Genomic DNA, 13880 nt, shown 5'->3' with positions numbered 1-13880 from the left:
GAGCCGGAAGACGACGCCTCCCCCGCGCTCGATACACATCCGCGAGGGCACGCTCCGCAGTCTCTGTCGCGCTGAGCGCGAAGTCCGTCCGGCGCGATATCGTGTCTTATCCGCGGTTTGCATCGGTCGGCGAAGGCGCGTCTGTCGGCCCCTCAGAATGCCGGAATGATCGCGCCTCGATAGCGCGACAGGATGAACTGCCTGACTTCGGGAGACTGATAGGCGGCGACGATCTGCTGCACCCACGGCTTGTTCGCATCCTGCTCGCGTACGGCGATCAGACACGCGTAGACCCCGGAGCCGTCCTCGCGCAGGATCGTGTCCTTCGCCGGGTTGAGTCCGGCCTTGATCGCATAGTCCGCATTGACCGTCGTGGCGTCGAAATCGTCGAGCGTGCGCGGAAGCTGCGCCGCATCCACTTCCTTGAATCGGAAGTGCCTGGGATTGTCGATAATGTCGAGGGGCGTCGCGTTGACGCCCGTGACAGGATCGATGCCCTGTCGCAGCCGAATGCTGCCCGCCTTCTGCAACAGCAGGAGAATCCGGCTCTCGTTGGCGGGATCGTTCGGAATGCCGATGGTCGCGCCGTCCGGCAGGTCCGAGTACTTCCGGTAACGCTTCGAATAGAGTCCGATCGGCCCGATCCACGTGCGGCCGATGCCGACCAGCTTGTAGCCGCGCGCGCGAATCTGCGAGGAGAGGAAAGGCCGGTGCTGGTAGCTGTTGGCATCGAGATCGCCTGCGTCGAGGGCCGCGTCGGGCTGAATATAGTCGTTGAACGACACGATCTTGATGCGCAGACCGTAGTCGCGCTCCGCGACCTTTTTCACCGCCTCGAAGATTTCCTCATGAGGTCCGCTCGTCACGCCGATCTTGAGCAAGGGCGTTTCCGCCTGCGCGGTCGCGCTCACGACCACGGCAAAAAATGCGCATAGCAGCGCGCGCAGGAGGGAAAGGGAGAGTCGTTGCACGAGAGCTGTGTCCTTGTCGTGAGGATGGCGAACCCGGTCATTCTATGGATCCGATCCCGTTCCGATAACCAATCCGTTGGCATAACCTTATGCCGGCCTGCCTTCGGTTTCGGCGCGCGTCACGGCAGGATGTAAAGGTCCGCGAAATTGCCTCTCAGACCTTCGCCTGTGGATGCATGGTTCTTCACTTTGGTCGATGCGATCGTGATGTTCGGATTGGCGCCGAACTCGATCGACGGAATATCGTCATGCACGATCTGCTGGAACTGCCGGAACAGCTGACGGCGCCTGTTTTCGTCGGTTTCCACCGAGGCCGCTCCGAGCAGTCGGTCCACTTCCGGATTCGAATAGTGCGCGGCCTGAAGATCGCGCGCAGTTTGCTGGAATGGCCGCGCGCCATGGCGAAAGCGCATGGCGCGGCGCGTCGTCTCACGAATAGAACGACGGCTTCGGAATTCGTCCGTTGAGCGCCCAGTCGCCCAGTTCGCGCACCTTGTAATCGAGCGGATCGTGCAGCGTATGCACGCGCACATTGCGCCAGAAGCGGTCGAGCCGCAACGCCGCCGTCGTCGAGCGCGCGCCCGTCACTTCGAACATGCGATGCGCGACGTCGAGCCCCGCGCGCGCCGCCGCAACCTTCGCCGTGGCGACTGCGACGGCCACTTCGCCGCGCTCGCTTTCGGTGAGGGAAAGGCCGCGCGCCCACGCGCGATCGAAGGCCTGCATCGAACGTTCGACTAGCAGACACGCCCCTTCGAGCGCGACAAAGAAGTCGCCGTAGTGCGCGATCACGTACGGATCCTCGGCGGGACGCTCGGCCTGCGAGGCAATCCACGGCCGCGTCTGCGCGAGCGTCGCGTCGCGCGCCGCCTGCAATGCGCCTTCGCCGATGCCGAGATAGATATGGCACAGGATCGACTGCGCGAGCAGCGGCCGCAGCGTCGCGAACGGGCTGGAAAGCGGTCCGGGATTGAGCAGCAATTCGTCCGCCGCGATGGGCACGCGCTCGAAGATCACCGTGCCGCTGTCGGTCTGGCGCTGCCCCATGTTGTCCCAGTCGTCGAGCACGGTGATGCCCGCGCGATTCGTCGGTGTGATGCCGATCAGCAGCCGCCCGTCGCCATCGAACGCGGACGCGAGCAGCTGGTCCGAATCGCGGGCGCCGGAACAAAAGCTCTTGCGGCCATCGAAGACATAGCCGCCGGCGTCGCCTGGCAGCGCGCGCGTGCTCTTGTCGAGCGGATTGAGCGCGTTGCCCCAGAACCAGCCCTGCGCGACAGTCTCACGCGACCAATGGCGAATCTGCGCATCGCTGCCGAAGAGGCGGATCGTCGCGAGTTGCAGATGATGGAACGCGAACAGATGCGCGAGCGAGCTGTCGACTCGTGCCATCCGTCTGACGACATCGAGCGTCGTCGACCACGGAGCGCCGTCGCCGCCGTACTCCACCGGCAACGACAGTCGCAGCAGGCCGCTCTCGCGCAACAGGCGGCGCTCATGAAAGGCGGTGCCGCCGGCCTTGTCGCGTGCCGCGGCGGTTTTCGCCCATTCGCGCAGCACCGCTTCCAAAGGCTCGGCCCACGGGGCGTCTTGAGTGCGGCTCATTGCAGTGTCTCCTGTCGATGAAGGGTGCGCCGTGTTCGATGCCCGGCTTTGGCGTCAAACCGGAAAACCATAGATAAATACATTGGTTTGGCTTGGATGGGCCGATTTGTAAGCTTGTCGCGCACCATCGACGATAACCGCTTCGCTGCCTCGCGCGCGCGAAGCAAGAGGAGAACCCAATGAAGAAGTTCCATCCGTTGCGGGCCGGCGTGCTGGCCATCGCATCGAGCGCAATGATCGCATCGCTCGCGCAGGCCGCCGATCCGAACAAGCCCGAGATTCGCTTCGGCGCGACGGCCGGTCCGTACTCGGACCAGATTCGCTACGGTATCAAGCCACAGTTGGAGAAGGAAGGTTACAAGGTGACGATCGTCGAGTTCAGCGACTACGTGCAGCCGAACCTCGCGCTCGCCGACGGCGCGCTCGACGCCAACGCATTCCAGCACGAGGTGTATCTCAAGAAGTTCTCGGCGGACCACAAGCTCGCGCTCTCGGAGCTCGTGAAGGTGCCCACCGCGCCGATCGGACTCTACAGCCACAAACACAAGCGCCTCGACGAGCTGAAGAACGGCGCGACCGTGTCGCTGCCGAACGACGTCACCAACCAGGCGCGCGCGATCATTCTGTTGCAGCAACTCGGCTGGGTGACGCTCAAGTCCGGCGTCGATCCGGTGAAATCGTCGGAGCGGGATATCGCGTCGAATCCGCACAGGATCAAGCTCGTGCCGCTCGAAGCCGCGCAACTGCCGCGCTCGCTCGATGACGTCGACTATGCGTTCGTGAACGGCAACTTCGCGCTCGCGGCCGGCCTCAAGCTCAATGACGCGCTCCTGCTCGAAAAGATTCCGCCGTACTACCCGAATCTCGTTGCGGTACGCACGGCCGATCTGAACAAGCCGTATGTGACGGACATCGCGAACGCGTACCGGTCGGCGGATTTCGCGCGCGTGATCGAGCAGCGCTTCGCGGGATTCTCCAAGCCGGCGCAGTAAGCGGGAACGCTGCGGCGCAACGCTCAAGGCCGCAGCCCTTCGACGGCTTCGAGCCGCGACGCCGCATCGTCGCGGCGGCTTCTCGACAGACGCGGATTGAACGCGGCGTGCAGCGCATCGCTCAGCAGATTGAGCGCGAGCACCGTCAGGGCGATCGCCGAGCCGGGCACCGCGATCATGTACCACGCGGTGCGCAGCGCTTCGCGCCCGGTGCCGACCATCGAGCCCCAGCTCACCACGTTCGGATCGCCGAGCCCGAGAAACGACAGCGCCGCCTCCGACAAAATCGCGTTCGCGACGAGCAGCGCGGTCGAAACGAGAATCGGCGTGAGCGCGTTGGGCAGGATCTCGATGAAGATCAGATGCGCATCGCTTGCGCCGAGCGCGATGCTCGCGCGGACGAACTCGCGCTCGCGCAGCACGATGAACTCGCCACGCGTGAGCCGCGCGATGCCCGGCCACGCGGTCACGCCGAGCGCGAACACGATCGTCGAAAGCGACGGCGTGAGAATCGCCACGAGGATGATCGCGAGCAGAAACGGCGGCACGGTCTGGAAGAACTCGGTGATCGCCATGAGCACGCGGTCGATCGCGCCGCCGAAGTAACCCGCGACGCCGCCGATCAGCACGCCCAGCACGAGCGCGATAACGGCGACCGTCCCGCCGACGGACAGCGAGACGCGCGCGCCGTGAAAGAGACCGGCGAGCAGGTCGCGGCCCATCAGGTCGGTGCCGAGCGGAAACGCGCGATCGGCGCCGGGCCATTGATAGGGCGCGGCGACCATGTCGAGCGGATCGCCGGGAAAGAGCCAGTTGGCGGAGAGCGCCGCGACAAGCGCCAGCGCGAGCAGGAGCGCGCCGACGAACGCGGAAGGCTGGCGCAGGAAAGTGAGCGGCTTCATCGGTTCGACCTCGTGCGTGGATCGACGAGTCCGTAGAGCAGATCGACCATCAGATTGAGCAGGACGACGAGACACGCCGAGAGCAGCAGCACGCCGACCAGCAGGTTGACGTCGCGGCTTTTGATGGCCTCGAACGACAGTTGCCCGAGCCCCGGCCAGCCGAACACCGTCTCGACGATCACCGAGCCGCCGATCAGCGCGCTGCCCTGCAGGCCGAGCATCGTGAGCACGGGCAGCACCGCATGGCGCAGCGCATGACGCGTCGTCACGTACCACGGCCGGCCGCCCTTCGCGCGCGCGGTGCGGATGAAATCTTCCTGCAGCGTCTCGATCATCGAAGCCCGCGCGAGCCGCGCGAAGATGGCCACGTAATACAGCACGAGCGTCGCGGCGGGCAGCACGAGATGGCGCAGATGATCGAGCAGGCGCGAAACGCCGCGATGCGCAACGTTGGTATCGGCGACACCGCCGATCGGCAGCCAGTCGAGATGCACGCCGAAGACGACGATCAGGAGCAGCGCGGTCCAGAACATCGGCGCGGAATAGCCGATGGTCGCGAGCGTGGAGACGAGCGTATCGACGACGCCGTGCGGGCGGCGCGCGGCGAGCACGCCGAGCATGAGCCCGAGACTCACGGAGACGACGAGCGCCGTGCCGATCAGCGCGAGCGTGGCGGGCAGGCGCGCGAAGATCAGCGACGCGACCGGTTCGCCGAAGCGAAACGAAAAGCCGAGATCGAGCCGCAGCGCATGTTCGATGTAATGCAGCAGTTGCCACCCGACGCCGTGATTCAAGCCATATGCTTCGCGTAACTGCGCGACGTATTGCGGCGACACGTTGCCGCTCTCGCTCGCGATGACATCGACGAGATCGCCGGGCATCAGCTTGAGCAGCACGAAGTCGAGCACGGTGGTGCCGAGCAGCACGAGCACGAGCTGAATCAGCCTGTGCCCGATCCTGCGTCCCGCGAGCGCCGATGTAAGCCGCATGACGGTCACGCCTTGTCGAACCAGACGCGCGCGAAATTGGCGCGCGAATGGCTGGCGGTGTCGGTGACGTTGCGCAAGTCCTTCGCCCACACGCCGAACCAGCGGAACTCGAACAGATTGATGAGCGACAGGTCGCGCTGCGCGATCTTCTGCAACTCGACGTACAGGTCGCGCCGTTTGGCCGGATCGGTTTCCGTCTGCGCCGCTTCGATCACGCGGTCCATCTCGGTGCTCGCATAGCCGGACGCGTTGAACCACGGCGTGCCGTTGGAGGCCGCCTTCGACCAGTAATGCTGCTCGATGCCGATCTGCGGATCGAGGCCGTCCGTGCCCCAACTGCTGATGAGCTGGAAGTTGTAATCGGTGAAGACGTTCTTGATCCACGTCGGCAAGTCTTGTCCGCGCAGATTCACGTCGATGCCCACGCGCCGCAGCGCCTGACGCACGAACTCGCCGGTGCGCCGATAGTCGTCGCCGTAGGGAATGAAATCGTGATCGAGCTTGAAGCGCCAGCCGTCCGCCTTCTTCGGGAATCCGGCCTTGTCGAGCAAGGCCTCGGCGCGCTTCGGATCGTACGGATACTGCTGCGTATCCGCCGTATAGAAAGACTTCACCAGCGACGACTCCGGCCCCGTCGCGGGCACCGCGTAGCCGCCCCACACGGTCTTGACGAGCACGTCGCGGTTGATCGCGTGCGCGATCGCCTGACGCACTTCGAGCTTGCCGAGAATCGGATCGCGCAGATTCGGTTCCAGCCAGAGCCACGCCGCGTAGCCGTTATAGCCTTCACGCGAAACGACGAGATGGGGCAGCTTCGCGAGCCGGTCGGCATCGGCGAAAGTCACCGGATTGCGTTCGCCATATTGCGCCGCGCCGGTTTCCAGCGCGGTCGCGCGGCCGGAAACGTCGGGCGTGATTTTCCATGTGATGCGGTCGAGATACGGCTGACCCGGCGCCCAATACTTGTCGAAGCGGTCGAGCACGATGCGGTCGCCGCGCGCCCATTCCGTGAACTTGAACGGACCCGTGCCGACCGGCTTGTTGTTGTACGGATTGTTGCGGATGTCCGTATTCTCATAGAGATGCTTCGGCAGGATCGGCGTGCCGAGCGAATCGAGAATGCCGAAGGTCGCGGGCGTCGATTTCGACAGATGCAGCACGACCGTATGCGCATCCGGCGTATCGATCTTCGTCAGGTATTGCAGCACGCGCCGCGACGCCGGGCTGATCTTCAACCACACTTCCTCGGCTGAGAATTTGACGTCGGCGGACGTGAAGGGCTGGCCGTCGTGCCACAGCGCATGGCGGCGCAGCCTGAAGGTCCATGCGAGGCCGTCGGGCGAGACGGTCCAGCTCTCCGCGAGCTGCGGGCGCGGCTTGAGGTCCGGGCCGTATTCGACGAGGCCGTCGAAGATCTTGCTTGCGACCGCGCCGATCATCGTCGCGGAATTGACGAAGAAGGCGAGCGTCGGCGGTTCCGGATGGATGACCGCCGTGAGCGTGCCGCCGCGCTTCGCGCCGTTCAGCGTGATCGGCGTCGTTTCGGTCGTGGCCCAGGCGTTGCCCCTGAACACGAACGGCGTCGCCGCGCCCGCGACGAGCGCGCCCGCGCCCTTGAGCAGCCTGCGCCGCTTCAGATCGGCCACGGCGGCGCCCAGCGGATCATCGCGGAACAGAAGCGTCGAGGTCGAGGTCGAGGTCGGCTGCGGCTTGCGCTTGAAAGTCACGATCAATTTTCCTTGTATCGAATAAGAATGGCGCATGCGATGACGGCACCGCGTCGATCAGCGCGCGCGTGTAGGTGTGTTGCGGCGAAGTCCAGATCGAAGCGTGATCGCCGCTCTCGACGATGCGTCCCGCCTGCATCACGAGCACGCGGTCGGCGATATAGCGGACTACCGACAGGTCATGCGAAATGAAGAGCAGCGCGAGGCCCAGCTCGTGCTTGAGGTCGGCGAGCAGGTCGAGAATCTGCGCCTGAATGGAGACGTCGAGCGCGGACACGGGCTCGTCGCAGACGACGAGTTCCGGCCGCAGCACGAGCGCCCGCGCGATGCCGATGCGCTGCCGCTGCCCGCCGGAGAACTCGTGCGGATAGCGCCGCAGCGCCGATTCCGGCAGACCGACGGCATCGACGATGCGGCGAATCCTGTCGTGCCGTTCGCGCCGGTTCGAGACGCCGTGAATGGCGAGCGCATGACCGAGCGTGCGTTCGACGGTATGACGCGGATTGAGCGAGCCGTACGGATCCTGAAAGATCATCTGCACGCGGCGGCGATAGGGCCTCAACGCACGCCGTCCACGATGCGTGACATCGTCGCCGTCGAAGACGATGCGCCCGCCCGTGGGCTCCACGAGCCGCGTCAGCGCGCGCGACAGCGATGACTTCCCGCATCCCGATTCGCCGACGAGGCCCACTGTCTCGCCCGCGCGAATCTCGAAGCTGACGCCGTCCACGGCGCGCACGCCGTCGTAGTCGACGCGCACGTCGCGGGCGTCCAGCAACACGCGCGCGGGCGTTTCGGCGGTGGATCGCGGCTTGGCGCGCGGCGCGTCGGTGAGCCGCGCGTCGCGATAATGCAGTCCCGCGCCGAAATGCAGCGACGCGCCGAGCAGCGCGCGCGTGTACGGTTGCGCGGGCTGCGTGAACAGTTGCCGGCTCGATGCTTCCTCGACCTTCGCGCCGTCCTTCATCACGACCACGCGATCCGCCCAGCGCCCGACCACGCCGAGATCGTGCGTGATGAGCAGCACGGCCATCGACAGTTCGCGCCGCAGGCGGTCGATCAGCGCCAGAATCTGCGCCTGAATGGTGACGTCGAGCGCGGTGGTCGGCTCGTCGGCGATCAGGAGGCCGGGGCGGCACGCGACCGCGATGGCGATCATCACGCGTTGCCGCTGTCCGCCCGACAGTTGATGCGGATAGTGCGCGAAGCGCCGGCGCGGCTCCGGCAGATGCACGAGTTCGAGCAGCTCGAGCGCTTCCTTGCGCGCGGCCTGCGCGGACATCGGGCGATGCAGCGTGAGCGCTTCGGCGACCTGCTTGCCGACGGGCTGAAGCGGATTCAGCGAGGTCATCGGCTCCTGAAAGATCATGCTGATGCGATCGCCCCGCAGCGCGCTCCATTCACGCTCGCTTTGCGCGAAGAGCGGTTTCCCTTCGAAGCGGATCGCGCCTTGCACGCGCGCACGTTCCGGCAGCAGTCCCATCGTCGCGAGCGCGACGGTCGATTTCCCGCTGCCCGATTCGCCGACGAGCGCGACGATCTCGCCACGCGCGATCGTCAGATCGAACGGGCGAACCGCCGCATGGCCGCCGAAGGACACGCTCAACTGGTCGATCTCGAGCAGGGCCGTCGCGGCGCTCATGTCGCCTGCCTGTCGGCCGGCCCGGACGGATCGCGGAAGCCGGCGGCCGTGTGACGCGCGCCGAGCCGCGCGCCGCCGCCGAAGAGCTTCTCGCGCAGCGTGCCTTCTGCATACGCCGTCTTGTAGATGCCGCGCGACTGCAATTCCGGAATGACGAGATCGATGAAGTCCTCGTAGCTTTCCGGCGTCACGGTCCGCGTGAGATTGAAGCCGTCGATGCCGGCCTCGTCGACCCAGGATTGCAGCGCGTCGGCCACCTGAACCGGGTCGCCGACGATCGTCGTGTAGCGGCCGCCCAGTTGCATCTGGTCGAGCAGATGCCGCACGGTGACGCCGCGCTTGCCGTCCGTCACGCGCTGCACCGACGATTCGATGCCGCGTCCCTTGTGGCCGCCGGGCGGCGCGAGTTCGTCATCGGGCGCGTAGGTCGAATAGTCGATGCCGCTGCCCGCCGCGAAGTGCGCGAGACCCGCTTCAGGACTCGCATACCGCGCGTACTCGGCGAACTTCTCTTCGGCTTCGCGCTGCGTGCGGCCGACTACCACGGTGATACCCATGATGATCTTCAGATCGCCCGCATCGCGTCCGGCTTCGACGGCTTGCGCGCGCAGCGCGTTCACGAGCTTGCGCGTGCCTTCCTTGCTCTGGCTCGACACGAACACGCATTCGGCATGACGCACGGCGAACGCCTGGCCGCGCCCCGACGATCCGGCCTGGAACAGCACCGGCGTGCGTTGCGGCGACGGCTCGCACAGGTGATAACCGTCGACGTCGTAATAACGGCCGCGATGCCGCACCTTGCGCACCTTCGCGGGATCGGCGAACACGCGCGCCTCGCGATCGCGCAGCACGGCATCGTCCTGCCAGCTTCCTTCCCACAGCTTGTAGAGCACGTCCAGATACTCGTCGGCGCGATCGTAGCGCTCGTCGTGCGCGATCATCTCGGTTGCGCCCATCGCGCGGGCGGCGCTGTCGAGATAGCCGGTCACGATGTTCCAGCCGATACGTCCCTCGGTCAGATGATCGAGCGTCGAGAAGCGCCGCGCGAGCAGATACGGCGCTTCATAGGTGAGATTGACGGTGATGCCGAAGCCCAAGTTCTGCGTCGCGGCGGCCATCGCGGAGACGAGCATCATCGGATCGTTGACGGGTAACTGCACCGACTCCTTCAGCGTGACATCGACCGATTGCTGATAAACGTCGTACACGCCGACGATATCCGCGATGAACAGCCCGTCGAAGAGGCCACGCTCAAGCAGCTTCGCGAGGTCGGTCCAATAGGAGAGTTTGCGATAGTCCGTCGAACGATCGCGCGGATGGGTCCAGAGGCCATGATTGATATGGCCGACGCAGTTCATGTTGAACGCGTTCAGAATGATGTGCTTCTTGCTCATGAAAGGGCGGGGCGATCGAAGAAAAAGTCAGGCCACGCCGATGCGCCATTGGCCCGGCGGCAGCGTGCCGTTCACGGCGAAATCGCCGACGATCCGGTCCTTGTAGATGCGCGGATTGTGCGACGCGATGGTGCGCGCGTTGCGCCAGTAGCGGTCGAGCCCGGCGGTGCGCAGCGTCGCGGATGCGCCGAGCGCGTCGAACACGCTCGCGCTCGCGTCGAGAACGAGTTGCGACGCGACCGTCTGCGCCTGCCAGATCTCGATCTCCGCTTCCGCGATGACGGCGAGCGCATCCGGCCTGTCGAACGACGCCGCCGCGCGTTCGAGCGCGCGCGCCGCCTGCGCGACGATCGCGCCGGCCGTCCAGGCGTGCGCGCGGGCGCGGCCGACTACTTGCAGCAATTGCGGATCGTCCGCGGCGCGCGTGCTGACCGCGTGGCTGTAACTGCGCGTGCGCGCGGCGATGGCGGCGGCCGCATCGCTCGCGACGGCCCGGCCGATGCCCGCGAGCGTCGCCAGATGCACGAGCTGATAGAACGCTTCGGAGTACGGGAACGGCGCGCGGCCCGCGACGATTTCGCGTTCGTCGACCTTCACGTTGTCGAAGCGGCTCGTGCCGCTCGCGGTGAGGCGCTGGCCCATGCCGTCCCAGTCGTCGATCACTTCGACGCCGTCCGCACGACGATCGACCGTGACGGACACGGCCTCGTCGTCCGCATCGGTTGCGCCGACGTGGATCCAGTCGGCGAAGAGCGAGCCGGTCGTATAGAACTTCGTGCCGTTCAGATGCCAGCCGTTCGCGTCGCGGGTGAGGCGCGTCGCGAACTGGCTGCGCGGCGCTTCGCCCGTCTCGGACCACGCCGCCCCGACGATGACGCCCTTCGCGAGCCGCGCGAGCCATCGCTCGCGTCGTTCGACGGGACTGTCGAGCGCGTGCTCGATGAAGCCGAAGTGCGCGCGCAGCGCCTGCGTGATGTTCGAATCGGCTTCCGACAACTCGATCAGCAATTCGAACAATTCGACGAGGCGGATGCCCTGGCCGCCATAGTCGGCCGGCACGCGCAAGGACGTGAAGCCGGCGTCGCGCAGCCAGGCGATTTCGTCGGTGGGAAGACGGCGTTCGAGCTCGCGCGCGACGCTCTGTGCGCGGATGCGAGCGAACACGGGCCGAAAGCGCGCGGCGAGCGCGGCGTACCGTTCAGTGGGACCGGGACCCCACGCTGCGCCGACTTCGACGCCGGAAGGCAGGGGAGCATTGCGATCGAAAGGCATGGCGCTCCGATGTGATTCGTGAAAGCGTCGATTATCTGCAACCCGTGCGCCAACGCTAAACGATGAATCATCAGAAGCTAAGCGCAATCGCCGCTATTCGCCGTTATCTGGTGTCGACGGCCATCTTCGCGGCAGGCGCGTGGGCCAGGCGAGCAGCTATGACCTCGAGCCACCGCTGGTCGCGCTTGCGCTCGGGCTGATCGACCGTCTGACGATGCCGCGCGTTCCTCGCGTGCAATGCATTGCAGAAAAGCTTCGTTGTTGAACCGTTCCGGCGAGCCTAGATTCGATCTGTCGAACCTAGCCAGCGGGGCGTGCAATCATGAGCGATGTCGTGATCGAGCAGCCGGTCGAAGTCGAGGCCGGGTTGAACTATCTCGTGCCTACGGGCGTGAAGCCCGCCTCCTACGCCTACGATCCGCCGCCCGGCGTGCCGCGCCGCACCGGCGAATATCGCACGCACGCGGTGAGGATTTCGAATGCGCGGCTGCGACCGCCGCCGGGCGGCCTGTCGCTGGACCGGAATGGTTTCGAGTTGCATCGCGAAGCGAGCGCGCTCAGCAATTTCTCCGACGATGCCGCGATTCGTTCGGTCTACTACCCGCAATCCGAGCGCCTGCTGAAGCAATGGACGGGGGCGAAGCGCGTCGTCATCTTCGATCACACACTGCGGGATGGCGCGGCCGCACGCGCGAACGGCGTGAAGGAGCCGGTGCATCTGATCCACAACGATCAGACCTTCGTTTCCGGGCCGCGCCGGATGCGCGATCATCTTCCCGCCGATGAAGCCGCCCGCCTGCTGCAAGGGCGCTTTGCGATCGTCAATCTGTGGCGGCCGGTGGGCGAGGTCGTGGAATCGTCACCGCTCGCATTGTGCGATTCGCGCAGCATCGACGAACGCGATGCGGTCGCGCAGGACTTCATCTATCCGACGGTGACGGGCGAAACCTACGCGTTCGTGCATAACCCGCTGCATCGCTGGTACTACTTCCCGCTGATGTCGCCCGACGAGGCGCTGCTCATCAAGATCTACGACTCGGCCGGCGACGGCGTCGCGCGTTTCACCGCGCACACGGCCTTCGACGATCCCGCATCGCCGCCCGATGCACGGCCACGCCGCAGCATCGAGTTGCGCAGCCTGCTGTTCTTCTGAGGTACTTCCGAGCAAGCCTGGTACGCGCTGCAAATACGAAAAGGTAACTCGGTATCGCAGAGGAAGGCATCGCACGCGGCCGCGAAAGCAACGAACGAATTCGGCTACGGCGCGCAATGGGCGAGCTGCGGGAAAGCATCGCGGGATTGCAGCGATATGCATAGTCGAAACGCTTCGTTGGCGACGCGTCTTGTCGATGCTTCAATGTTTCCGTCGCATCGAATGCGGCCTGCATCCGACAAACGCAAACCACAACGGAGATTTTCGATGTCCGAACTTTCCACGCTCGCCGCCGAATCCACGCTGTCTCCCGTCACGTCGAATGAACCGTTCCAGGTGCGCCCGATCGGCGGGCGCATCGGCGCCGAAGTGCGCGGCGTGACGCTTTCCGCCGATCTCGACGATAACGCCATCGCCGCGATCAACAATGCGCTGCTCGAACACAAGGTGCTGTTCTTCCGCGGCCAGTCGCATCTCGACGACGCCGCGCAGGAAGCCTTCGCCGCGCGTTTCGGCGAGACCGTCGCGCATCCGACCGTGCCGTCGCTTTCGAGTGGAAGCCGTCTGCTCGAACTCGATTCGAAGCATGGCACGCGCGCGAATTCATGGCATACGGACGTCACGTTCGTCGATGCTTATCCGAAGATTTCGATTCTGCGCGGCGTCGTGATCCCGCCCGCCGGCGGCGACACGGTATGGGCCAACACGGCCGCCGCATATGCGAACCTGCCGGAAGCGCTGCGCGATCTCGCCGACAAACTCTGGGCGCTGCATTCGAACGCCTACGACTATGCCGCCACGCGCAACGTGCCCGATACGGAATCCGAGCGCGAGTACCGCAAGCAATTCACCTCGACGCTCTATGAAACGGAGCATCCGGTCGTGCGCGTGCATCCGGAAACGGGCGAACGCACGCTCGTGCTGGGTCACTTCGTGCAGCGCTTCATCGGTCTTTCGCAGCGCGATTCGGACCGTCTCGCCGAAATCTTCCACGATCACGTCACGCGCCTCGAAAACACCGTGCGCTGGCGCTGGACGCAAGGCGATGTCGCGATCTGGGACAACCGCGCGACGCAGCATTACGCGGTGGCCGATTACGCCGATGCGCATCGCGTCGTGCGTCGCGCGACCGTGCACGGCGATGTGCCCGTAGGCATCGACGGGCGCAAGAGCCGCATCGTCAAGCAGGAAACGCGCACCGCCTGACGCGTGGCGCGATACCCCATGCACCGG

General features: G+C 65.4%; 12 protein-coding genes. 3 read left to right on the top strand and 9 right to left on the bottom strand.

The window, feature by feature from the left end; genetic code table 11:
- Nucleotides 1-152: 152 nt before the first annotated feature.
- The 3 genes from NCS67_RS29955 to NCS67_RS29945 all read right to left on the bottom strand — a co-directional run bounded on the left by NCS67_RS29955 (nucleotide 153) and on the right by NCS67_RS29945 (nucleotide 2576).
- Nucleotides 153-971, bottom strand: a complete 819-nt coding sequence (locus NCS67_RS29955) for a MetQ/NlpA family ABC transporter substrate-binding protein (protein ID WP_175982444.1) — start codon at nucleotides 969-971, stop codon at nucleotides 153-155.
- Between the two features lie 119 nt (nucleotides 972-1090).
- Nucleotides 1091-1384: a hypothetical protein gene (locus tag NCS67_RS29950; protein WP_350029146.1), complete on the bottom strand. Its 294-nt coding sequence runs from the start codon at nucleotides 1382-1384 to the stop codon at nucleotides 1091-1093.
- 16 nt (nucleotides 1385-1400) lie between these two features.
- A complete protein-coding gene (locus tag NCS67_RS29945) occupies nucleotides 1401-2576 on the bottom strand; it encodes an acyl-CoA dehydrogenase family protein (RefSeq protein ID WP_175982445.1) in 1176 nt (391 codons plus the stop codon).
- 179 nt (nucleotides 2577-2755) lie between these two features.
- Here NCS67_RS29945 and NCS67_RS29940 point away from each other — a divergent pair, with 179 nt between their 5' ends.
- A complete protein-coding gene (locus NCS67_RS29940; protein WP_502801885.1) occupies nucleotides 2756-3568 on the top strand; it encodes a MetQ/NlpA family ABC transporter substrate-binding protein in 813 nt (270 codons plus the stop codon).
- A 23-nt stretch (nucleotides 3569-3591) separates the two neighbouring features.
- On the opposite strand, the gene NCS67_RS29935 is transcribed toward NCS67_RS29940, so the two are convergent.
- The 6 genes from NCS67_RS29935 to NCS67_RS29910 are packed head-to-tail and all read right to left on the bottom strand — an operon-like array spanning nucleotide 3592 to nucleotide 11494.
- On the bottom strand, nucleotides 3592-4470 hold the full coding sequence (locus NCS67_RS29935; protein WP_008345413.1) for an ABC transporter permease: 879 nt from the start codon (nucleotides 4468-4470) through the stop codon (nucleotides 3592-3594).
- Entirely contained in the window at nucleotides 4467-5459 is a 993-nt protein-coding gene (locus NCS67_RS29930; RefSeq protein WP_250437737.1) for an ABC transporter permease, read from the bottom strand. The genes NCS67_RS29935 and NCS67_RS29930 overlap by 4 nt, the downstream gene beginning before the upstream one ends.
- Before the next feature lie 5 nt (nucleotides 5460-5464).
- The gene (locus NCS67_RS29925) at nucleotides 5465-7186 is read right to left on the bottom strand and encodes an ABC transporter substrate-binding protein (RefSeq protein WP_250437736.1); all 1722 of its coding nucleotides are present in this window, start codon (nucleotides 7184-7186) and stop codon (nucleotides 5465-5467) included.
- Nucleotides 7122-8828 carry an ABC transporter ATP-binding protein gene (locus NCS67_RS29920; RefSeq protein ID WP_250437735.1) on the bottom strand — a complete coding sequence of 569 codons (1707 nt, stop codon included), beginning with the start codon at nucleotides 8826-8828 and terminating at the stop codon, nucleotides 7122-7124. Before NCS67_RS29920 ends, NCS67_RS29925 begins: the two co-directional genes overlap by 65 nt.
- Nucleotides 8825-10222, bottom strand: a complete 1398-nt coding sequence (locus NCS67_RS29915; RefSeq protein WP_008345420.1) for an LLM class flavin-dependent oxidoreductase — start codon at nucleotides 10220-10222, stop codon at nucleotides 8825-8827. Before NCS67_RS29915 ends, NCS67_RS29920 begins: the two co-directional genes overlap by 4 nt.
- Before the next feature lie 27 nt (nucleotides 10223-10249).
- Nucleotides 10250-11494 (bottom strand): acyl-CoA dehydrogenase family protein, encoded by a 1245-nt coding sequence (locus tag NCS67_RS29910; protein ID WP_250437734.1) that lies wholly within the window; start codon nucleotides 11492-11494, stop codon nucleotides 10250-10252.
- A gap of 322 nt (nucleotides 11495-11816) precedes the next feature.
- Here NCS67_RS29910 and NCS67_RS29905 point away from each other — a divergent pair, with 322 nt between their 5' ends.
- Together NCS67_RS29905 and NCS67_RS29900 are read left to right on the top strand one after the other, a co-directional pair.
- Complete coding sequence (locus tag NCS67_RS29905) at nucleotides 11817-12647, top strand: CmcJ/NvfI family oxidoreductase (protein ID WP_250437733.1); 831 nt, start codon at nucleotides 11817-11819, stop codon at nucleotides 12645-12647.
- A 267-nt stretch (nucleotides 12648-12914) separates the two neighbouring features.
- A complete protein-coding gene (locus NCS67_RS29900; RefSeq protein WP_008345425.1) occupies nucleotides 12915-13853 on the top strand; it encodes a TauD/TfdA dioxygenase family protein in 939 nt (312 codons plus the stop codon).
- The last annotated feature ends 27 nt before the right edge of the window (nucleotides 13854-13880 follow it).

The organism is Caballeronia sp. ATUFL_F2_KS9A (genome assembly GCF_023630765.1).
Lineage (GTDB): Bacteria > Pseudomonadota > Gammaproteobacteria > Burkholderiales > Burkholderiaceae > Caballeronia > Caballeronia zhejiangensis.
This window is presented reverse-complemented; position numbering and strand designations above follow the sequence as displayed.

Coding starts and splice junctions, on each gene's coding strand:
- NCS67_RS29920 (WP_250437735.1), bottom strand. CDS start 8,828: ATGAGCGCCGCGACGGCCCTGCTCGAGATCGACCAGTTGAGCGTGTCC.
- NCS67_RS29910 (WP_250437734.1), bottom strand. CDS start 11,494: ATGCCTTTCGATCGCAATGCTCCCCTGCCTTCCGGCGTCGAAGTCGGC.
- NCS67_RS29935 (WP_008345413.1), bottom strand. CDS start 4,470: ATGAAGCCGCTCACTTTCCTGCGCCAGCCTTCCGCGTTCGTCGGCGCG.
- NCS67_RS29945 (WP_175982445.1), bottom strand. CDS start 2,576: ATGAGCCGCACTCAAGACGCCCCGTGGGCCGAGCCTTTGGAAGCGGTG.
- NCS67_RS29900 (WP_008345425.1), top strand. CDS start 12,915: ATGTCCGAACTTTCCACGCTCGCCGCCGAATCCACGCTGTCTCCCGTC.
- NCS67_RS29950 (WP_350029146.1), bottom strand. CDS start 1,384: ATGCGCTTTCGCCATGGCGCGCGGCCATTCCAGCAAACTGCGCGCGAT.
- NCS67_RS29915 (WP_008345420.1), bottom strand. CDS start 10,222: ATGAGCAAGAAGCACATCATTCTGAACGCGTTCAACATGAACTGCGTC.
- NCS67_RS29940 (WP_502801885.1), top strand. CDS start 2,756: ATGAAGAAGTTCCATCCGTTGCGGGCCGGCGTGCTGGCCATCGCATCG.
- NCS67_RS29905 (WP_250437733.1), top strand. CDS start 11,817: ATGAGCGATGTCGTGATCGAGCAGCCGGTCGAAGTCGAGGCCGGGTTG.
- NCS67_RS29930 (WP_250437737.1), bottom strand. CDS start 5,459: ATGCGGCTTACATCGGCGCTCGCGGGACGCAGGATCGGGCACAGGCTG.